This is a genomic window from Polaribacter irgensii 23-P (genome assembly GCF_000153225.1).
In the GTDB taxonomy this organism is placed as follows: domain Bacteria; phylum Bacteroidota; class Bacteroidia; order Flavobacteriales; family Flavobacteriaceae; genus Polaribacter; species Polaribacter irgensii.
Map to the genome: position 1 here is coordinate 2,476,474 of NZ_CH724148.1, position 20,465 is coordinate 2,496,938.

The following is a 20,465-nucleotide window of genomic DNA, read 5'->3' on the forward strand; positions in this document are numbered from 1 at the left end:
GTTCTTTTTAATTATTTCTACTTGCTACAGCCGCAGCAATATTAGTAATTCTATTTTTTAAGGCTTTTAAAAAATTATTGTCAAAAAAGTCGTCATTGATGGTCTGTTCTACTTCCGCTAAAATAATTTGAGGGTCTACTTTCAAACTTGTTTTCTTTAGTTCTTTTTGGAGAATTACCAAAAAATTTACTTCGCGCTCACTCTTCTTTTTAACTGATGCACTTTTGCCCATCGGTTCATTTGAAACCGCGTACAACAGGTCTTCTAAATTTACTTTTATGCTGTTATTTGTATTTTGCCGCATTGGAGTTTTATCCATTGTCTCCGCTGTTATCAAGCTTACAACCACTTTATTTTCTTGGACATTAGCAATATTTTGATTTGCTTTATTCTCAGTAATTACACTGCGTAGCGCTGTTTTCTTATTGCGGTTTTTCTGTTTTTCTTTTATTGCTGTCAACTGATTTGCAAGACCCTTATCTTGAATAATTGCCTCCAAATGCACCTTCTTACTAATGATTGTTTTTACCGATACCTTTTCAATAGGAGGCTTGTTAAAACCGTTTCCAATAGTGCGTAAAATTTGCACCGTATCAAATGCCTGATGTACCAAAACTTTATCCATCGGAACCGCTCTTCTTAAATCGTTAGAAAACAAATACATGCCAATAGAAATTAGTACTAAAATAGTAGCTGTATACCGCGCATAATAAAGCCAATTGCCTGTTTTCGAACTTTGTTGCGCGTCTAATTGTGCAGACAAACGTTCCCAAGCAAAAACGGAAGGTACAATCTCTCTTTGCTCAAACTTCGCTCTTATGTTTTTGTCTGTTTTATTTATTTTCATGTGCGAGTGTATTCATTTTAATATAATTCTCTTGCAATAATTTCCGAGCTTTACATAATTGCGATTTTGAAGTACTTTCAGAAACGCCTAATTGCAGTGCTATTTCTGAATGCTTATATCCTTCTATTGCAAATAAATTAAAGACCATCTTATAACCGTTTGGCAATCTATCTATCAGTCTCTGAATATCTTCTTCGGAAGTGTTTTCTAAACTTTCTGTAGCTGCATCCTTAAAAAAATATTCTTCGTTACATACCTCGATAAAACTCTTTATACGCAGGTATGAAATGCAGGTATTTACCATAATTCTTCTAATCCATCCTTCAAAACTACCCTCGTGTTTGAATGTGGATAATTTAGTAAATACTTTTAAAAAACCTGACAACAGCAAGTCTTCCGCATGTTGCAAATCTTTTACATATTGCCTGCATACTCCCAACATTTTGGGAGAATGCTTCACAAATAATTGCTGTTGCGCATCCCTGTTGTTTTGTATCGCTTTTTCGATAAGCAATTTTTCGTTATGTAATTTGATGATTTTCAATCCTCTTCACTTCTTTTTTTAAATGCCTTACAAATATAAAGACTACAACACTTGCAAAAAGGTTGCTTGAAAAAAAAGAATTTTTAGCTTTAAATTTTATTAAAAAAGAAAACGTCTATAAATTAGTAGGCGTCTACATCAATAATAAACCGTATCGGTCTAAAATCTGCCACAGCGTCAAACGTATTTTTAATTTTAGTAATCTGCCTTTTCGTATTTGCTAAACTTTGTTTTGGAGGAATTTTAATGACAATATTCTTAATGTATTGATTTCGAATTCGAGATACTACAGGCGCAGTAGGACCTAAAACATGCTCTCCAAAGGAGGAATACAAAGCTTTAAACAACCAATTTACCCCACTATCGACTTTGATATAGTCCTTGTGTTTTAAAGTAATCTTTATAAGTCGATAATAGGGTGGATATTTATATTGCCAACGATCTTGTAGCTGTTCTTTATACATTTCTGTGTAATTTGTAGTAGCCACCTGCTGTAATATTTGATGAAATGGATTGTACGTTTGAATGGCAACATGTCCTTGCTTTTTACTTCTTCCTGCCCTTCCAGAAACTTGCACCATCATGTCGTAGCCGCGTTCGTGAGCTCTGAAATCGGGAAAATTAAGCATGGTATCTGCATTTAAAATGCCAACCAAAGAAACATTTTCAAAGTCTAAACCTTTAGACAACATTTGGGTGCCCACTAAAACATCTATTTCTTTTGCTTCAAAAGCACCAATTATTTTTTGATAACCGTGCTTTCCTCGGGTAGTATCCAAATCCATTCTACCAATTTTAAAGTATGGAAAAAGTGCTTTCAACTCCAACTCTATCTGCTCCGTTCCAAACCCTTTGGTATCTAATGTATTGCTACCACAAGCACCACAACTATTGGGCATTGCGCGCTGATAGTTGCAATAGTGACAACGCAACTCGTTTTTAAACTTATGAAAAGTCAAAGTAACATCACAATTTGGACATTCTGGAGAGACTCCACATGTTTTACATTCTACCACAGGAGAATACCCACGTCTGTTCTGAAATAAAATCACCTGTTCTTTCAAATCTAAAGCTTCTTGAATTAAAGCCAAAAGTCTGTCTGAAAAATGGCCCTTCATTTCCTTTTTCTTAAACTTCTCCTTTACATTAATCAACTCAATTTTTGGCAGTTGTACGTTTCCGTGGCGTCTATTCAATTCCACAAAACCATATTTATTTTGCTGCGCATTAAAATAAGTCTCTAATGAGGGTGTTGCAGAACCCAAAAGGATTTTTGCACCGTGTATTTTTGCCAAAACAATTGCCGCATCTCGGGCGTTGTAACGAGGGGCAGGGTCAAATTGTTTGTAAGATGTTTCGTGCTCTTCGTCTACTACAATTAAGCCCAAGTTAGAAAAAGGCAAGAAAACAGCAGACCTTGCTCCTAAAATAATACGTGCTTTTGGTTTGTTCTCTAAAACATTGTTCCAGACCTCTACCCGTTCATTAATTGAATATTTCGAGTGAAAAACAGAAATTTGTTCTCCAAAATAAAATTGCAAACGCACAATAATTTGCGTGGTCAATGCAATCTCAGGCAATAAAAACAATACTTGCTTGCCTTGATCTAATACCTCTTGAATTAATTTTGTATACACCTCTGTTTTCCCTGAACTGGTAATTCCATGCAAAAGTGTTACTTCTTTTTCTTTAAACGTTTCTTTTATGTCTGCAAGTGCTTGCTCTTGAAATTCATTTAAAACTTTTAAATCGTTGGTCTCTCCTTTAAATTGTACTCTATCCGTTTGAATGTGGTAGAATTCAAAAATATCTTTGGTAACTAGCGATTTTAAAATAGTGGCGGAAACACCCGTTCTCTCTTCTAAATCTTTTGCTTTTATTGGTTTCTTTGTTGTCAACAATTGAAAAAAACCTAAAACTGCTTCTCGTTGTTTTTTTGCATTCGATAATTCTGCTAGTAAATTTCCTAAGGAATCATCAGATGTATAATTTTTATGAAGGCGAATATATTTTATCAGTTTTGGCTTGTACTGCTCGTAAATCTCTTCTTTAATAACGATGGCAGACTTTTTTATCAGACCATTTACAATGGGCATTACTTTCTTCTTTCCCAAAATTGAAACCACTTGATGAATGGTTAGCTGGGATTGCTGCTGTAAGGCTTCAAAAACAAGAAATTCATCGTCTGTTAGAACAGCAGAATCTAAAAAAGCGTCATTTTTGAAGATAACGGTTTCACTTTCAAGTAGAAATGCAGAAGGTAATGAAGCCCTATACACCTCTCCTAATGCACACATATAATAGTTCGAAATCCATTGCCAGTGCTCTAATTGACGTGCAGTTACCAATGGCTTTTCATCTAAAATTTGATGAATTTCCTTAGCTTCATATAAAGTAGGCGCATTGGTGTGAATATTAAGAACCAAACCTGTGTACATTTTAGACTTTCCAAAAGAAACTGCCACACGCATTCCTTTTTGTAGGAAATTAGCTTCTTCTTCAGATACAGCATACGTAAAAGTATGCTGAATTGGAATGGGCAATATGAGGTCTATAAAATGTGACAAATAAGTGACTTTTAATTAGGGATGATTCTCAAAGTAGCATTAAGGCACTTTTTAAATATTTAAGTACTTTATGTATACTTCGTTCCGTACACTATAAAAACCAAAATTACATAAATTTAAAATCAATATGAAGCTATTTTTCGAAGAGACTGTCTCAAGGGCTTCGCATGATCAAAAAGCGATTTTTTTTTCAACACGAAAGAAATGCACAATTAAAACTGTAATGTTTTTCTTTTTCAAATTGCGATTGAAGACCGCTATTTTTAATTGCAATCAGCACTAGTAATCTAATAATAATTTTAAGAAAGATTGCAGAGAACCATAAACAAAAATGAACAAGACCACTTTAGTCACTGTCCAAAACTTTTTCTTAAAATTATGCGTCTAATTCTAAATCACTATTTGTATCAGAAACCTGATTCGTGTCTGCATCTTCTTTCGATTCTTTAAACTTACGCGTACCTTCATACAAATCATATCGTACAAACTTACAGTCTAAATCTGCGTTTTTCAATGCGATTCGTCTAGAAGTTCTCAAACCAACAGCCTTTAAAGCGTCGGTATCCGAAGTAATTAACCACGCTGTAGAACCTGGATAGTTGTTTTTTAAGGTATCTCCTATTTTCTTGTAAAACTCTTCTGTATCAATATTTAAACGCTCACCATAAGGCGGGTTAAACAAAATCGTAGTATTTCCAAAGACTTCTTTTTTAGAATTAAAAAAATTGATGTGGTGTACGCCAATAAACTCATCTAAGTTTGCGTTTTCTACATTTGCAATTGCTTTTTGAACTGCCGAAGGTGCTTTGTCAAATCCCATAATCTTAAAATGAGAAGAGCGAATTTTTTTCAATAAAGACTCTTGAATGATAAAGTACAATTCTTCATCGTAATCTTTCCATTGTTCAAAAGCAAACAACTTTCTATTGATATTGGCTGGAATATTATTCGCAATCATAGCGGCTTCAATTAAAATAGTACCAGAGCCACACATAGGATCAATAAAATTTTCCTCACCAGTATATCCAGACAAAAGAACCATACCGGCAGCTAACACCTCATTTATAGGTGCAATATTTGTAGCGGTTCTATATCCTCTTTTATGAAGAGAATCCCCAGAAGAGTCTAAAGAAACTGTCAACCAATCCTTTTGAATGTGAATGTGAATCTTCACGTCTGGATACTTTAAATCTACATTTGGTCTTTTGCTGTACTTGTGACGAAAATAATCCGCAATCGCATCTTTGGATTTTAAGGAAATATAATGCGAATTTGTGGTGAAATTCTTTGAGTTTACAACTGCACCAATGGCAAAAGTCCCCTCTATCTCTAAATAATTTTCCCACTTAATTTTCTGAATGGCATCATATAAATCCTCTTCATCGTAAATTTTACAGACTTTTATAGGCTTTAAAATGCGTACAGCAGTCCTTAAGGCAATATTTGCTTTGTACATGAAACCTTTATCACCCCTAAAAGAAACGCTTCTGACGGCCTCTTTTACATCCTGTGCTCCTAAATTTTTCAACTCTTCTGCCAAGACCCCTTCTAAACCAAAAAGAGTGGTTGCCGTCATTTTAAAATCTTTGTCCATACTTGTAAAATTATCCGCAAAAATACGTTTTATTGTTTGAATGATCTCGCTAGCATCCCAAAGTTTTGCCTAAAAAATAATACGTCAATTGGGTGCTTATTTAACCGGTTGTCAGAACTGCAACTGCTACTTGGTTTAAGCCATGCCCAAAATGTTTATACTTTCTCAAAATTTCACTTTACAAAAGAGAAGATTTCGTTACTTTTGCCGACTCAAAAGGCTTATGAAAACAAAAGATTGGTTTACAGATTGGTTTGATACTTCCTATTATCATATTCTTTACAAAGAACGAAATGATTCTGAAGCACAGGTATTTATGAAAAACGTAACTGAACTTCTCTGTCTCAGTAAAGCAAACCATGTTTTAGATTTACCCTGCGGCAAAGGCCGACATGCTGTGTTTTTAAACTCCTTAGGGTACCGTGTTACCGGAAAAGATCTGTCAAAAAATAGTATTAAAGCAGCAAAACCGTTTGAAAATGATACTTTAAATTTTGAGGTGCATGACATGCGAAAGCCTCTAAAGAGGAAGTACGATGCTATTTTTAACCTTTTTACAAGCTTTGGATACTTTGAAGAGGATAGAGAAGATCTTTTAATTTTAGAACACATTAAAAAAGGCTTGAAGCCCAACGGCTTTTTCGTTTTTGATTTTTTAAATGCAATTGTAGTAAAAGCCAATTTAGTTTCAAAAGAAATAAAAAATGTAGAGGGCATAACTTTTCACATCACAAGAGAAATTATCAATGGCTTTATTATTAAAAATATTTCATTTTTTGCAGAAGGCAAAGAACATACATACACAGAGCGTGTGAAATATTTAGACATAGAAAAAATGACATATTATCTCAACAAAGTAGGCTTCACGATTATACACACTTTTGGAGATTATCAATTAAATTCTTTTAACCCTGAACATTCTAATCGGTTAATACTCGTTGCAAAATGAATTACATCTTACTAATAGCCTCGGTGCTTTTTGGTGCATTACTAGTTTATATTATAAAGCCAAGTAATAAAAAAGTACGGCTATTGCTAGCCTTTAGTGGAGCATATCTTCTTTCTGTAACCATTTTACATCTGTTACCAGAAGTATATACCACATCTTCAGATTATAAAAAAGTGGGTATTTTTATTTTAATTGGAATTATTTTGCAGTCTGTACTCGAATCTTTTTCTAAAGGAGCAGAACACGGTCACATTCACATTCATGCCGACGGAACAAAATTCCCAACCTTACTTTTTGTAAGTTTATGTTTGCATGCTTTTTCGGAAGGACTCCCAATTCACAATGGAAAAACCAATTTATTATGGGCGATTTTAGTTCATAAAGTTCCGATAGCCATTGTGTTAACTACATTTTTAATACAAACAAAATATTCTAAAAAAATAATTTACAGTTTTTTAATTTTCTTTGGACTCATGAGTCCACTCGGAGTTTTGGTTGGAAATAAAGTTGCTTTTTTCACGAATTATTATTCAGAAATCACAGCGCTTATTATTGGTGTATTCTTGCACATTTCTACCATTATTCTTTTTGAAAGTTCAGAAAACCACAAGTTTAATCTCCAGAAATTTACCGCTATTCTTTTAGGGATACTGCTCACTATTTTCACCTTATAATGTATTAAGATCCGTAAAAAACAATTAAAAGAGGTTTCAAAAAAAGCTGTATGATTGCAACGATTTGTCCCAAAAAAGAAAGTATGATCGTAAAGAATAATTATACTGGATTGTGCTTAAATAAAACTCAAAAGAATGAAAATAATTTAATTTAGATTAATAAAATTCCCACAAAAATATTTTAATTCGCTACTTCGTTTATAAACTTAATGCGCATTAAACGCAGTTCATCCTCGTCATAATCTCCATCAAATTCGTCTAAGGCGTCTTGAATTTTATCTGATTCAGCTTCCATAAAGTATTCATGGATTTCCTCCTGCTGTTCTTCATCTAAAAGATCATCTAAAGCATAATTAATATCTAATTTTGTTCCTGAAAATATAATCGCTTCCATTTCCTTAATAAGATCTTTTATCTCCAGACCTTTAGACTTGGCAATATCTTCTAGTGATAATTTTCTATCTGTATTTTGAATGATGTATAATTTCAATCCTGAATTTGTTCCTGTACTCTTAACAATTAAGTCGTCAGGTCTTAAAACCTCGTTATCTTGCACGTAATCATTAATCACCTTCACAAAATCTTTTCCAAATTTGCGAGCTTTTCCCTCTCCAACCCCGTGAACTGTTGACAATTCTTCTAGATTTATTGGAAATTTCAACGCCATGTCATTCAACGATGGATCCTGAAAAACAGCAAAAGGAGGTACTCCTTGTTTCAAAGCTACTTTTTTCCGAAGATTTTTTAATAACTGAACTAATTTAACATCTAAGACCGCTCCCGAAGACTTTGCGTTGATAATAATTGCATTGTCATTTTCCTCTGAATAGGAATGATCTTCCGTCATCAGAAAAGAGGTTGGATTTTCCATATACCCATTTCCTAACGCTGTTAATTTAACAACTCCGTATTGTTCAATCTCTTTTTTGATAAAATGAACAACTAAAACCTGTCGAATTAACGCCATCCAATAAGCCGCAGATCGATCTTTACCACTCCCGAAAAAAGGTTGCAAATGCGTTCTGTGAGAAGTTAATAAAGCATTTTCTTTACCTATTAAGGTGTTGACAACTTCTTTAGACTTGTATTTTTGCAATGTTTGTTTTACAATCGACAGCAATTTCACAACATCGTCTTTTGCTTCATGCTTTTTCTTTGGATTTCTTGAATTGTCATCCATGTTCGCACCAGCTCCGTTCACTTCATCAAAATCTTCGCCAAAATAGTGCAATAAGTATTTACGCCTATTCATAGAAGTTTCTGCATAGCCAACGACTTCCTGCAGTAATGCATGTCCAATCTCCTGTTCTGCAACGGGCTTGCTAGACATAAACTTTTCGAGCTTCTCAATATCTTTATATGCATAAAAAGCCAAACAATAACCTTCGCCGTCGTCTCGTCCCGCCCTTCCTGTTTCTTGGTAATAGCTTTCTAAACTTTTAGGAATGTCGTGATGAATCACAAAACGAACGTCAGGTTTGTCTATCCCCATCCCAAATGCAATCGTTGCAACCACAATGTCACAGTCTTCCATCAGAAACATATCTTGATGTCTCACCCTAGTTTTCGCATCTAAACCCGCATGGTAAGGAACTGCATTCAATCCATTTACTTGCAAAATCTGAGCAACTTCTTCTACTTTCTTTCTGCTCAAACAATAAATAATGCCTGATTTGCCTACCCGCTGTTTTACAAAACGAATGATATCTTTTTCTACTTCTTTGGTTTTAGGCCGTATCTCATAAAACAAATTGGCCCTATTAAAAGAAGCCTTAAATCTATTTGCATCGGTAATTCCTAACGTTTTTAAGATATCTTCTTGTACTTTTTCCGTGGCAGTGGCTGTCAAACAAATAACGGGAACATCGTCTATAGCCTTAATAATATGCTTTAAGTTTCTATATTCTGGTCTAAAATCATGACCCCATTCAGAGATGCAGTGTGCCTCATCGATCGCTACAAAAGAAATTTTTTGTGTTCTCAAGAAAGCCACATATTCTTCTTTAATTAAAGATTCTGGTGCAACGTATAAAAGCTTTGTAATGCCAGACGCGATATCTTCTTTAACTTGAGCAATTTCCGTTTTATTTAAAGAAGAATTTAAAACATGTGCTACCCCGTTGTGTTCAGAAATACCTCGAATGGCGTCCACCTGGTTTTTCATCAAGGCAATTAATGGCGAAACCACGATGGCTGTACCCTCTTGCATTAATGCTGGTAATTGATAACAAAGAGATTTACCCCCTCCGGTTGGCATGATAACAAAAGTATTATTTCTGTTTACGATGCTCTTGATTACTTGCTCCTGTAATCCTTTGAATTCATTAAATCCAAAGAACTTTTTTAGAGGACTGTGTAAATCCATTTCTACATTATTCGTTTAACATTAAAATCTATTGACAAACCTACTATATAGTTTGTTGAAACTATTTTTTGTAGTAAATTTGCTTATTTCCCAACATAAAGATATAACTTTTTTTTATTCTGATAAACACTTAACCATTGAAAGAATCAAGCTCCATTTTACAAACTGCAAAGGAAACTATTTTATTAGAAAGCGTTGCTATTGCACACTTAGCAAGCTTATTAGATGAAAACTTTGAAAATGCGGTGAACTTTATTTTAAATTCCAATGGAAGAGTAATTGTTACGGGTATTGGAAAAAGCGCAAATATTGCCACCAAAATAGTTGCAACCTTTAATTCGACCGGAACACCTGCTATTTTTATGCACGCCGCAGATGCCATTCATGGAGATTTGGGAAATGTGCAGGAAAACGATGTTGTCATTTGTTTGTCAAAAAGTGGCAATACTCCAGAAATTAAAGTCTTGGTTCCTCTGATAAAAAATTATGGCAATAAAATAATTGCAATCACAGGAAACATCCACTCTTTCCTTGGAAAAAATGCAGATTTCCCACTAAACACTTTTGTAGAGAAAGAAGCATGCTCAAATAATTTAGCTCCTACATCGAGCACTACCGCGCAACTTGTAATGGGAGACGCCTTAGCAGTTTGCCTGCAAGATTTAAGAGGTTTTTCTAGTAAAGACTTTGCAAAATACCATCCTGGAGGTGCTTTGGGTAAGAAATTGTATTTGAGAGTTTCTGACTTAACAAAAAACAACCAAGTTCCTCAGGTTCAATTAGAAAGCTCTATCGCTGAAGTAATTGTAGAAATTTCGGAAAAAAGATTAGGAGTTACAGCGGTGTTAAAAAACACTGAATTAGTAGGCATTATTACCGATGGTGATATTCGACGTATGCTCAGTAAAACTTCAGAGATTAAAAACATTACAGCGCAAGATATTATGGGTACAAACCCAAAGACAATATCCCAAAACGCAATGGCCATAGAAGCGCTAGAGAAATTAGAAAGTGACAGTATTACTCAAATTTTAGTAGTAGATGCAAATCATACATACATTGGTGTTGTTCATTTGCATGACTTAATCAAAGAAGGTATTTTTTAATGGCAAAAAAAGAAAAAGACATGTCCTTTTTAGGGCATTTAGAAGAATTAAGATGGCATTTGGTGCGAAGTGCCTCTGCGATTTTTATTATCGGAATTGTACTTTTTATATTTCAAAAAGAAGTCTACGAGCATTTTTTGTTAGCACATCGAAAATCAGACTTTATCACGTATGAAATATTTTGTGAATTTTTTAGTTTTTTCAGCTTCGATAGTACCTTTTGTAATGTCTCTTTTACTAATAATTTAATTAGTTTAAAGCCTACACAACAATTAATGAATGCCCTATGGTCTTCCTTCATACTGGGAATTATTTTATCATTTCCATACTTGTTATGGGAACTTTGGCGTTTTATTTCTCCAGGTTTAACAAAAAATGAAGTAAGACACTCAAAAGGATTTATTTTTATTGCCTCTTTTTTATTTTTCTGTGGAATCGCTTTTAGTTTTTACGTAATTGCACCCATATCCATTCATTTCTTATACAATTATCAAATTTCTGAATTAATACAAAATAATTTCACTCTAGATTCTCATATAAGTTTGGTAACGAATATGCTTCTTGGAGTCTCTATACTTTTTGAATTGCCGGTACTCATTTATTTTTTAACGAAAATTGGACTGGTAACTCCTGAGTTTTTAAGGAAATACAGAAAACATGCACTTGTAGTTGTATTAATTTTAGCAGCAATTATTACACCTCCAGACATTGCAAGTCAAGTTATTGTCGCAATACCAATACTAATCTTGTATGAGATTAGTATTAAAGTTTCAAAAATAGTGATCAAAAAACAACAAAAAAATGCACAAAAAAGTCCAAGAGTTTAATGACTACCGTTCTAAAATGAACGAGAAAATATTAGCCTCTGATAATAAAGTTATTAAAAGAATATTTAATTTAGATACCAATGCTTTTAAAGAGGGACATCTACCTGTAAAAACAAAAGAATTGCTAGGCTTAGTTGCTTCTGCCGTTCTCAGATGTGACGATTGTGTCCAATATCATTTAGAGGCAGCTAAGGAAAATGGCGTGACTACCGAAGAAATGATGGAAACCATGTCTATTGCCAACCTCATTGGTGGTACCATTGTCATTCCTCATTTGAGAAAAGCGCTAGAGTACTGGGAAGCGCTGGATGAAAATACACAATAAACATGTAACTTATTGTCTAGTTTAATTCTTTAAGAAAGGTTTAAGACTCTTAACATGAGAGTTTACTATTTTTGAAAAAGGCCATTAGTTTTAAAATTTTTGGTATTATATTTAAAAAATATGATTTTAAAAGCAGAAAATATTCAGAAAATTTACGGCAGTAGAAAGGTCGTGAAAGGCATTTCCTTGGAAGTTCAACAAGGCGAAATTATTGGCCTACTTGGGCCAAATGGCGCTGGAAAAACAACCTCTTTTTATATGATTGTGGGAATGATTAAACCAAATGCTGGCCAAATTTTCTTAAATGAAGAAGAAATAACACAAGATGCCATGTACAAACGTGCACAAAAAGGAATTGGTTATTTAGCGCAGGAAGCATCCGTTTTTCGAAAGTTATCTGTAGAAGATAATATTATGTCCGTTTTACAATTTACAGGACGTTCTAAAAAGGAACAGAAAATAAAATTAGAATCTTTAATAGAAGAATTTAATATTGGTCATGTTCGCAAGAACAGAGGAGACCTCCTCTCTGGTGGTGAAAGACGAAGAACAGAAATTGCACGTTGTTTAGCTTCAGATCCTAATTTTATTCTATTAGATGAACCTTTTGCCGGAGTAGATCCCATCGCAGTAGAAGATATTCAAAGCATTGTAGCACAATTAAAGAACAGGAATATTGGGATTTTGATTACTGACCACGATGTACAGGCAACCCTGGCCATTACAGACAAGACATATCTAATGTACAACGGTAGTATTCTAAAAGAAGGAACACCTGAAGAGTTGGCTGCTGACGAAATGGTTCGAAAAGTATATCTTGGAAATGATTTTGAATTGAAAAAGAAAAAAATGTTTTAATTCTTAATTATCGGAATTGTCAAACTAAATAATACTCCTGTTCCATTCTCTTTTGTTTCTTGAAATTGAATACTTCCACCCAGCCTTTTCAATATCGCTGAGACTGTAGGCAGACCTATTCCTGTGCCGTTCTTGCTCCCCAATGTTTCAAAAAGATCAAATACTTTTTTGTGGTATTTTTTATCGATTCCAAAACCATTGTCTTTATAAATAATTTTATAAGAAACTGAATCAATCTCCAAAGAGATAGATATAATTGCTTTCGCTGAACCTACAAATTTAATGCTATTTGAAAATAAATTCTGAAACACTTGGATAAAAGCCACTTGCGATTGCTTTACAAGCACATTGCATCCAACATAATTAGTTTCGCAAGTATCTTCCCAGCGACAAGACACTTTAATTCTTTCCAACAATTCTTCAAAATTAAAAGATTCGAAAATTATTTTAGCGTTTGTTACTTTTGTGAAATTTAGCATTCCTTCAACTAATGAGAACAAATAAGAACTGCGCGAAGAAATGAGATTGAGCAGCACCCTTCCTTCTTCATCCAATTTGTTTGCGTAATCCATTTGGATGACTTCAGAAAGATATTTTATTCCGCTTATGGGTGTTTTAATATCATGTGATAGCCGATAAGAAAATTCATTCAATTGCGAATTTAATCGATGCACTTCTTCACTTGATTTTAATAATTCTTTATTTTTTTTTCTTAACTCTAAAAGATTGACCACTTGTTTTGCCAAAAGCTTTAGGCTTTGTTGCTGTCTTTTGTTTAACGCATTTGGTTTGTTGTCTATTACACACAAAGTACCTAAAGGAAAACCTTCTGAACTATTCAATGGGGCGCCTGCATAAAAAACAACATTTGGTGCGCCAATTGTTAGTGGGTTGTTTGCAAATCGATCATCTTTTGTTGCATCATTAATAATGAATAATTCATCTGTATTTAGAATACTGTGCGCACAGAAAGAGAATTCTCTTGGAGTCTCTTTCGCCGCAAGTCCGTGATGAGACTTAAACCATTGTTTATTTTTACCTATAATTGAAACCAGTGCAATGGGCGTTCCACAAATACTAGCTGCAATCGCTGTAATACCGTCATAATCCTCCTCAGGCAAAGAATCCAATACATCGTACGTATTTAGAACTTTCAACCTTTCCGCTTCATTTAAAGGGAGATCTGCTGGGATCATGAAATCTATTTGGGTTTATAATAGTTTTGAATTATAGATGTTAGAACGTATAATATAATGATTATTGGGATAGAAATAACATTTAAACTAAGAATTAAAAACAAAGAAATTAAAATAAACACGTATTGTACGCTATTCGTTTTTAGTGCATACCCCTTAAACTTGAGCGAAAATAGCGGCAATTGTGCATTCATAAAATAGGTTAAAGCCACCGTAACACCTATTAAGAAATACACATTATTTATTATATTGTTTACAAATTCAATCTCAGAATATTCTATGATTAAAGGCAATGAAATTACAAATAAACTCATTGCAGGTGTGGGTAAACCAATAAAAGAATTGGTTTGTCGCGTATCTATGTTGAATTTAGCAAGCCTATAGCCAGCTCCTAACGTTAATAATAAACCTAAAAAAGGTATGAAATTTGCCATTGCCAAAGGCTGAACAAGAATCTCAACTCCTAGTTCATTTTGCGATAACAGATAAAACATAATAACGCCCGGAACAACACCACTTGTAACCATATCTGCCAAAGAATCTAACTGTTTTCCCAATTCACCAGAGACCCCTAGAAGCCGCGCTGCAAAGCCATCAAAAAAATCAAATACAATTCCAATAATTACCAAAATCCCCGCAATTTCAAAATTACCCTGAACGGCATACATTGCTGCAACAGTTCCACAAAAAAGATTGCCAAGCGTTAATAAATTAGGAATGTGTTTTTTCATAACTTTTTTTAATTAATAGGCTAAAATAACAAATCCTATTTTGGTAATTTTCTAAAAATCTGTATTTTTTATGTATTTTTAAAAAGTATAAATTAAAGCTGATTTAATGCCACTTATAGATTCTGACTTTACACCTACTTTGCCTTTTAAAAATACTTATTTTAATACGATGTACCGTCCTTTTTTTATGAAAGACGAATGTGCATACAAAAGAAAAAGAATTACAACTTGGGATCAAGACTTTATTGATTTAGACTTTTCTATTGTAGGGGCAAAAACTTTAGCACTGTTAATTCATGGACTAGAGGGGAGCGCTGCGTCCAAATACATGACAGCTACCTCTAATCATTTAAATCAAAATGGTCTCGACACTGTCTGCTTGAATTTAAGAAGTTGTAGTGGAGAAGACAATCTACAACTATCCACGTATCACAGCGGGAAAACAGAAGATGTTGACTTTGTCATACAGCATCTCTTAGAAAATTACTCGTATGAAAATATTGTTATTGTTGGCTTTAGTTTGGGAGGAAATTTAACCTTGAAATACTTGGGTGAATATCGTGAAAAGTTATCTCCAAAAATTAAAGGAGCCGTTGCTGTATCTGTTCCTATTGATATTACCACTGCAGAAAAAGAAATGGATAAATTAAAAAATAAAGTATATGTGGAAGTTTTTTTTAAAACATTGAAAAATAAAATTTTAGAAAAAGCATTTAAATTCCCCGAATATCGTTTAGATAAAGAAAAATTATTTAGAGCTACTAAATTTAAACATTTAGAACTGTTATATACCGTTCCTGTTTTTGGATTTAAAAGTCCTGAAGATTATTGGAAAAAAGCAAGTTCAAAACCGTATCTCTCAAAAATTGACCGACCTACCTTATTAATAAATGCCAAAGATGATACTTTTCTGTCACCGGAATGCTACCCCATAAAAGAGGCCATGCAATCTGCTTCTTTTTACCTAGAAACACCTGAATACGGAGGTCATGTTGGCTTCATAACTTCATTTAAAAACCACGAAAACAGTTGGTTGGAAAAAAGAATTACGCAGTTCATAAAAGAACATATTCTAATTTAGATACGATGTACAATAATACCCCAAAACCGAGGTTATTTTAATAGTAATTATGATATTTGCCACAGAAATTTTTATGCTTTTGAAACGTAAAATCTTACTTTTTATCTTACTTTTTTTTTCGTTTTTAAAAGCACAATCTTTTAGAAATTGCTCCAATGAGTTTTTAAACATAGGTGTAGATGCGGCAGCCTTAGGAATGAGCAAAGCTGTAGTAGCTTCTACCAATAATGTAAACTCAATCTACTGGAATCCTGCAGGGTTGGTAGGAATTAAAGATTATCAAGGTTCTTTAATGCATGCAGATTATTTTGCAGGAATTGCGAACTACAATCATGCTGCGTTCGCAATGCCCATAGATAAAGAATGTGCACTTAGTATTTCTATCATTCGTTTTGGAGTTGACGATATTCTAAATACCACCGAGCTCATTGATCGCGAAGGAAACATCGATTTTAATAAAATTAGCCTCTTTTCAGCTGCCGATTATGCATTTAACATCGCCTATGCTCGAAATATCATTCTTAAAAACATTAAGTTTGGAGTAAATGCTAAAATTGTCCGAAGAACTATCGGTGATTTTGCTTCTTCTTTGGGTTTTGGATTCGACCTCGGTATTCAATTTGAAAAAAATAACTGGAAATTCGGTTTAATGGCAAGAGACATTACCACTACATTTAACAATTGGGCAATAAATACCATCGAATTTGATAAAATTAAAAATGCAATTCCAGGTCAAAACCAAGAATTGCCAGAAACTACAGAAATCACCAAACCAAAATTGCAAATAGGCATTGCACGCTCCTTTAAAGTAAATCCACTTTTTAGTTTGCTAACAGAAATTGATTTGAATATCCATTTTACGGAAACAAATGATATTCTTTCTTCTGAGTACGGAAGTATAGACCCTGCAATTGGTCTCCGGTCGGGCTATTACGATCTTGTATACTTAAGAGCTGAGCTGGGGAACTTTCAAAATACATCTCAATTCGATACTACTACAACACTCACGTTGCAACCCAACTTTGGTTTAGGTTTTAACTACAAAGGCATTCAAATAGATGATGCATTAACCAATATTGGTGGTGTAGGAAACGCTCTGTTCTCTAATGTTTTTTCAATTACTTTCGATTATACTTTTCTTAGAACTTAATATATATGAAGAAAAAAACAATATTTCTTGTATTCCTTTGCTTGCTATTTATTAACAAAATTGAAGCACAGGTAAATCTAAGTATCAACTCAGAAATCTCTCTTATCACTGCAGGACCAGGAGAAGAACTCTATGAGAAGTTTGGCCACAGCGCGTTGCGAGTTGTAGATACAACTTTGAACATTGATCTTATTTACAACTACGGCATCTTTGATTTTAACGCCCCTAACTTTTATTCGAATTTTGCAAAAGGCAAAATGTATTACTTAGTCGCTAAATATGATTTTAAATATTTTTTAGCCAGCTATAAGCAAGACAAACGATGGCTTAAGCAGCAAATTTTAAATTTAGATCTATCCGAAAAACAAAGAGTCTTTGACTATCTAGAAAATAATGTGCGAAAAGAAAATGCAACCTATTTGTATGATCCTTTTTTTGACAATTGTGCTACTAAACTCAGGGATATTTTACAAATAACATTCGGTAATAACATCGCTCTAAATTCTACCAATATTTCAAATAATCAAACCTTGAGAGCGCTGATGGACCAAGAGATATATTGGAATACCTGGGGTAATTTTGGCATTAACATAATTGCAGGAACCATTCTAGATAAAAAAAGAAGCCAACTATCTTACACCTATCTACCCGATCAATTGTATAACACATTTAAATACGCTAGAATAAAAAGAGAAAACGTGTTTATTCCACTGGTAGAGAAAGAACAGGTATTATTAAACTTTACTGAGCAAGCTACACCTTTAAAAATAACAAGTCCTGTAACTGTCTTTTCAATATTTCTAATAATAGTGCTATTCATTACTTTTAAAGATCTAAAAAATAATAAAAGAAGCAGGTATTTAGATTTTATAATATTCTTTATTATAGGTATCGTCGGTTTATTACTCACCTACCTATGGCTATTTTCTTCGCACACCACAGCTCCTAACAACTTTAATATTTTGTGGGCCTTTTTACCCAATTTATGGATGGCCTTTAGCCTGCGAAAAAAAAATGTTAAGGTTGGTGTAAAAAAATACATTTTGCTGCTTTTGTTTACTTTAGGCATCCTTCCTTTTCTTTGGTTTTTTAAAATTCAAGCATTTCCTTGTGCTGCAATCCCAATTTTCCTTTTACTTTTTATTCGGTATTTATTTTTATATAAATATTTGTACTCCTTAAAAAAGGCAATTCATAGCGCACATATCACGAACAATCCACAATAATTAATCGCATTTAAAACCTAATGAAAATAGAAATAATTCCATTTCACAGTCAATATGTTCAGGACTTCTATAATTTAAACGTTGAATGGTTAGAAAAACATTTCTATGTAGAGCCTTATGATAAAAAAGTTTTAAGCAATCCTAAAAAGTATATTATTGATGGAGGAGGATACGTGTTTTTCGTTAAGGCTGAAAATAAAATTATTGGCACAGCCGCTTTTATTCGTCAAAAAAAAATTTTCGAATTGAGTAAAATGGCAGTGCTTCCAGAATATCAAGGATTAAAAATTGGACAACAACTAATCGAGTATTGCATCAATTTTGCCAAAGAAAGAAATTGGAAAAACGTCGTCTTATATAGCAACAGATCTTTAGTTCCCGCAATTAATATGTATCGAAAAGTAGGATTTATAGAGCTTCCGTTAGAAAAAGAAGTTCATTATGAACGTGCTAATATCAAAATGATTTTAGAGTTGTAGTTTTAAAACCGATTAAGGGAGTTAAGATAAAAGAAAACTTTCAATCGCTAAGTCATATCCTTTTAGGCCGAAACCAAAGAGCACTCCACCTGCATTTGGCGAAATATAACTCTGCTGTCGAAACTCTTCACGTGCATGAACATTAGAGATGTGCACTTCTATGACCTTTGTTTCAATTCCTTTTACAGCATCTCCAATACCAACTGACGTATGCGTATAGGCCGCAGCATTTAAGACAATGCCATCGTAACTAAAACCAACTTCATGCAGTTTGTCTATGATTTCACCTTCAATATTAGATTGAAAATAAAACATTTGCACCTTTTCAAATTTCAATTGCAATTCTTCAAAATAAGATTCAAAAGTTTTAGAACCATAAATTTCCGGTTCTCTTTTACCTAGTAAATTTAAGTTTGGTCCATTTATGATAATAATTTTCATCTTTTTAATTTTAAAAAGTAAAGATCCTCTATTTTTTTTTATTTGCTTCTAATTCCTACTTAAATTTAAGTATTCTAAAAAAATCCTAGTAGTATACTGCTCTTACTGACTTTTAAATTGGAGCATGCTCTAATAATTATAAAAACAAATCCTCTAGAGGAGGAATTTATAAGAGCAAATGCTAACTGCGCATTCTAAACTAGTGATAATCTTTAAAACGTATTTTAATATATTCCAAATTCAAGCAGTTGAAGCGGATTTAGAAAATTGATTCTATATTGCAAATAGAATTCTAAAAAAGTGTGATAAAAAACACATTTGAAATACTATTTAGAGAAAGATTGCTTCAATATATATCTGCATTCAATTTTAGAACAGCAGCTATAGACACGAATATACTTTTTAAAAACACCAAACTTCATCACTTTTGTACAAATTCACTTCAATGGATTTAACCGTAAAGATCTTTCCAACGCAGCTCCTTTAGATTAAAGAGAGTCAATAACTAATTATATAAATTACAAACCATCCTTTCCAAGTATTTTTTTTATTTCGTAAATTTACTTTATGGAATGGAAGCACGCAATTAAAGAGTATCAAATGTATTTAAAGATAGAGCGTGGTCTTTCTAAAAACACAGTTGATAGTTATACCAAAGACATTGAAAAGCTCTGTTTATTTTTCTGCAAGAATAAAATTACTATTTCCCCAATCAACATCAATAGTGATCTTATTAAGCAATTTATTTATGACATTGCCAAACAGATAAATCCGAGAAGCCAGGCTAGAATTATTTCAGGCTTGCGCAGTTTTTTCGATTATTTAATCTTTGAAGAATATAGAGTTCTCAATCCTACGGACTTGTTAGAAACCCCTAAAATTGGAAAAAAGCTACCTGACACGCTGAGTCAAGATGATATAGACGCTTTATTTAGTGCCATCGATTTAAGCCATCCCCAGGGAGAAAGAAACCGCACCCTTTTAGAGACAATGTACAGTTGTGGTTTGCGCGTTAGCGAGTTAATTACATTAAAGGTCTCTGATTTATTTTTCGAAGAAGGTTTTATTAGAGTTTTAGGGAAAGGCAATAAAGAAAGGTATGTTCCAATTCACAAAGACGCCGAAAGCTATATTTCCATTTATAAGCGCACCATTAGGACGCACATAGAACCGAAAAAAGGATTTGAAGATACGCTGTTTTTAAATAGAAGAGGGAAAGGCTTGACCCGTCAAATGATCTTTATAATTTTAAAAGATTTGGCCTTTAAAATCGATTTAAAAAAGAAAATTAGCCCGCATACGTTAAGACATTCTTTTGCAACGCATCTGTTACAAAATGGAGCAGACCTAAGGGTTATTCAGCAAATATTAGGACATGAAAGCATCACTACCACAGAAATATATGTCCATGTAGACAAAACCTATTTAAAAGAGGTGGTAGAAACCTTTCATCCGCGGAAATAAAATAAACTATTTGGCCGTCAATAAAAAACCTACTTTAAAGT

Annotated in this window: 19 protein-coding genes; 11 read left to right on the top strand and 8 right to left on the bottom strand. The window is 33.4% G+C overall.

Annotated features, from left to right (window positions below):
• Window positions 1-7: 7 nt before the first annotated feature.
• The 4 genes from PI23P_RS10995 to PI23P_RS11010 form a co-directional block, all read right to left on the bottom strand.
• The gene (locus PI23P_RS10995; RefSeq protein ID WP_004570933.1) at window positions 8-847 is read right to left on the bottom strand and encodes a hypothetical protein; all 840 of its coding nucleotides are present in this window, start codon (window positions 845-847) and stop codon (window positions 8-10) included.
• Entirely contained in the window at window positions 834-1,391 is a 558-nt protein-coding gene (locus PI23P_RS11000) for an RNA polymerase sigma factor (RefSeq protein ID WP_004570934.1), read from the bottom strand. The genes PI23P_RS10995 and PI23P_RS11000 overlap by 14 nt, the downstream gene beginning before the upstream one ends.
• Before the next feature lie 122 nt (window positions 1,392-1,513).
• Entirely contained in the window at window positions 1,514-3,958 is a 2,445-nt protein-coding gene (gene priA, locus PI23P_RS11005; protein WP_026288493.1) for a replication restart helicase PriA, read from the bottom strand.
• 376 nt (window positions 3,959-4,334) lie between these two features.
• On the bottom strand, window positions 4,335-5,552 hold the full coding sequence (locus tag PI23P_RS11010; protein WP_004570936.1) for a THUMP domain-containing class I SAM-dependent RNA methyltransferase: 1,218 nt from the start codon (window positions 5,550-5,552) through the stop codon (window positions 4,335-4,337).
• Window positions 5,553-5,775: 223 nt separating this feature from the next.
• On the opposite strand from PI23P_RS11010, the gene PI23P_RS11015 reads away from it, so the two are divergent.
• Window positions 5,776-6,501, top strand: a complete 726-nt coding sequence (locus PI23P_RS11015) for a class I SAM-dependent DNA methyltransferase (protein ID WP_004570937.1) — start codon at window positions 5,776-5,778, stop codon at window positions 6,499-6,501.
• The gene (locus PI23P_RS11020) at window positions 6,498-7,175 is read left to right on the top strand and encodes a ZIP family metal transporter (RefSeq protein WP_004570938.1); all 678 of its coding nucleotides are present in this window, start codon (window positions 6,498-6,500) and stop codon (window positions 7,173-7,175) included. Before PI23P_RS11015 ends, PI23P_RS11020 begins: the two co-directional genes overlap by 4 nt.
• 181 nt (window positions 7,176-7,356) lie before the next feature.
• Here the strand turns inward: PI23P_RS11020 and PI23P_RS11025 are convergent, their stop codons facing one another.
• Complete coding sequence (locus PI23P_RS11025; RefSeq protein WP_004570939.1) at window positions 7,357-9,540, bottom strand: ATP-dependent DNA helicase RecQ; 2,184 nt, start codon at window positions 9,538-9,540, stop codon at window positions 7,357-7,359.
• 137 nt (window positions 9,541-9,677) lie between these two features.
• On the opposite strand from PI23P_RS11025, the gene PI23P_RS11030 reads away from it, so the two are divergent.
• The 4 genes from PI23P_RS11030 (at window position 9,678) to lptB (ending at window position 12,656) form a co-directional block, all read left to right on the top strand.
• Window positions 9,678-10,646 (top strand): KpsF/GutQ family sugar-phosphate isomerase, encoded by a 969-nt coding sequence (locus PI23P_RS11030; protein ID WP_004570940.1) that lies wholly within the window; start codon window positions 9,678-9,680, stop codon window positions 10,644-10,646.
• A complete protein-coding gene (gene tatC, locus PI23P_RS11035; protein WP_004570941.1) occupies window positions 10,646-11,473 on the top strand; it encodes a twin-arginine translocase subunit TatC in 828 nt (275 codons plus the stop codon). Before PI23P_RS11030 ends, tatC begins: the two co-directional genes overlap by 1 nt.
• Window positions 11,448-11,798, top strand: a complete 351-nt coding sequence (locus PI23P_RS11040) for a carboxymuconolactone decarboxylase family protein (protein ID WP_004570942.1) — start codon at window positions 11,448-11,450, stop codon at window positions 11,796-11,798. The genes tatC and PI23P_RS11040 overlap by 26 nt, the downstream gene beginning before the upstream one ends.
• A gap of 120 nt (window positions 11,799-11,918) precedes the next feature.
• Window positions 11,919-12,656 carry an LPS export ABC transporter ATP-binding protein gene (gene lptB / locus PI23P_RS11045; RefSeq protein ID WP_004570943.1) on the top strand — a complete coding sequence of 246 codons (738 nt, stop codon included), beginning with the start codon at window positions 11,919-11,921 and terminating at the stop codon, window positions 12,654-12,656.
• Here lptB and PI23P_RS11050 read toward each other — a convergent pair.
• Window positions 12,653-13,852, bottom strand: coding sequence for a GAF domain-containing sensor histidine kinase (locus PI23P_RS11050; RefSeq protein ID WP_004570944.1), 1,200 nt, complete (start codon window positions 13,850-13,852; stop codon window positions 12,653-12,655). The genes lptB and PI23P_RS11050 overlap by 4 nt on opposite strands.
• Window positions 13,853-13,857: 5 nt before the next feature.
• Window positions 13,858-14,583, bottom strand: a complete 726-nt coding sequence (locus PI23P_RS11055) for a CDP-alcohol phosphatidyltransferase family protein (RefSeq protein ID WP_004570945.1) — start codon at window positions 14,581-14,583, stop codon at window positions 13,858-13,860.
• 106 nt (window positions 14,584-14,689) lie between these two features.
• On the opposite strand from PI23P_RS11055, the gene PI23P_RS11060 reads away from it, so the two are divergent.
• From PI23P_RS11060 to PI23P_RS11075, 4 genes are all read left to right on the top strand, one after another.
• Window positions 14,690-15,664, top strand: coding sequence for a YheT family hydrolase (locus tag PI23P_RS11060; RefSeq protein ID WP_004570946.1), 975 nt, complete (start codon window positions 14,690-14,692; stop codon window positions 15,662-15,664).
• Window positions 15,665-15,743: 79 nt separating this feature from the next.
• Window positions 15,744-16,814, top strand: a complete 1,071-nt coding sequence (locus PI23P_RS11065; RefSeq protein WP_496559455.1) for a putative type IX sorting system protein PorV2 — start codon at window positions 15,744-15,746, stop codon at window positions 16,812-16,814.
• A gap of 5 nt (window positions 16,815-16,819) precedes the next feature.
• Complete coding sequence (locus PI23P_RS11070) at window positions 16,820-18,040, top strand: lipoprotein N-acyltransferase Lnb domain-containing protein (protein WP_004570948.1); 1,221 nt, start codon at window positions 16,820-16,822, stop codon at window positions 18,038-18,040.
• Window positions 18,041-18,060: 20 nt separating this feature from the next.
• Window positions 18,061-18,519 (top strand): GNAT family N-acetyltransferase, encoded by a 459-nt coding sequence (locus PI23P_RS11075; RefSeq protein WP_004570949.1) that lies wholly within the window; start codon window positions 18,061-18,063, stop codon window positions 18,517-18,519.
• A gap of 21 nt (window positions 18,520-18,540) precedes the next feature.
• Here the strand turns inward: PI23P_RS11075 and aroQ are convergent, their stop codons facing one another.
• Window positions 18,541-18,960 carry a type II 3-dehydroquinate dehydratase gene (gene aroQ / locus PI23P_RS11080; protein ID WP_004570950.1) on the bottom strand — a complete coding sequence of 140 codons (420 nt, stop codon included), beginning with the start codon at window positions 18,958-18,960 and terminating at the stop codon, window positions 18,541-18,543.
• A gap of 567 nt (window positions 18,961-19,527) precedes the next feature.
• Here aroQ and xerD point away from each other — a divergent pair.
• The gene (gene xerD / locus PI23P_RS11085; protein WP_004570951.1) at window positions 19,528-20,424 is read left to right on the top strand and encodes a site-specific tyrosine recombinase XerD; all 897 of its coding nucleotides are present in this window, start codon (window positions 19,528-19,530) and stop codon (window positions 20,422-20,424) included.
• Window positions 20,425-20,465 lie beyond the last annotated feature (41 nt).

Bases quoted from the DNA above. Each gene is read 5' to 3' on its own strand.
- PI23P_RS11050 (WP_004570944.1), bottom strand. From the start codon at position 13,852: ATGATCCCAGCAGATCTCCCTTTAAATGAAGCGGAAAGGTTGAAAGTT.
- PI23P_RS11020 (WP_004570938.1), top strand. From the start codon at position 6,498: ATGAATTACATCTTACTAATAGCCTCGGTGCTTTTTGGTGCATTACTA.
- aroQ (WP_004570950.1), bottom strand. From the start codon at position 18,960: ATGAAAATTATTATCATAAATGGACCAAACTTAAATTTACTAGGTAAA.
- xerD (WP_004570951.1), top strand. From the start codon at position 19,528: ATGGAATGGAAGCACGCAATTAAAGAGTATCAAATGTATTTAAAGATA.
- PI23P_RS11060 (WP_004570946.1), top strand. From the start codon at position 14,690: ATGCCACTTATAGATTCTGACTTTACACCTACTTTGCCTTTTAAAAAT.
- lptB (WP_004570943.1), top strand. From the start codon at position 11,919: ATGATTTTAAAAGCAGAAAATATTCAGAAAATTTACGGCAGTAGAAAG.
- PI23P_RS11075 (WP_004570949.1), top strand. From the start codon at position 18,061: ATGAAAATAGAAATAATTCCATTTCACAGTCAATATGTTCAGGACTTC.
- PI23P_RS11010 (WP_004570936.1), bottom strand. From the start codon at position 5,552: ATGGACAAAGATTTTAAAATGACGGCAACCACTCTTTTTGGTTTAGAA.
- PI23P_RS11040 (WP_004570942.1), top strand. From the start codon at position 11,448: ATGCACAAAAAAGTCCAAGAGTTTAATGACTACCGTTCTAAAATGAAC.
- PI23P_RS11025 (WP_004570939.1), bottom strand. From the start codon at position 9,540: ATGGATTTACACAGTCCTCTAAAAAAGTTCTTTGGATTTAATGAATTC.
- tatC (WP_004570941.1), top strand. From the start codon at position 10,646: ATGGCAAAAAAAGAAAAAGACATGTCCTTTTTAGGGCATTTAGAAGAA.
- PI23P_RS11015 (WP_004570937.1), top strand. From the start codon at position 5,776: ATGAAAACAAAAGATTGGTTTACAGATTGGTTTGATACTTCCTATTAT.
- PI23P_RS11070 (WP_004570948.1), top strand. From the start codon at position 16,820: ATGAAGAAAAAAACAATATTTCTTGTATTCCTTTGCTTGCTATTTATT.
- PI23P_RS11055 (WP_004570945.1), bottom strand. From the start codon at position 14,583: ATGAAAAAACACATTCCTAATTTATTAACGCTTGGCAATCTTTTTTGT.
- PI23P_RS10995 (WP_004570933.1), bottom strand. From the start codon at position 847: ATGAAAATAAATAAAACAGACAAAAACATAAGAGCGAAGTTTGAGCAA.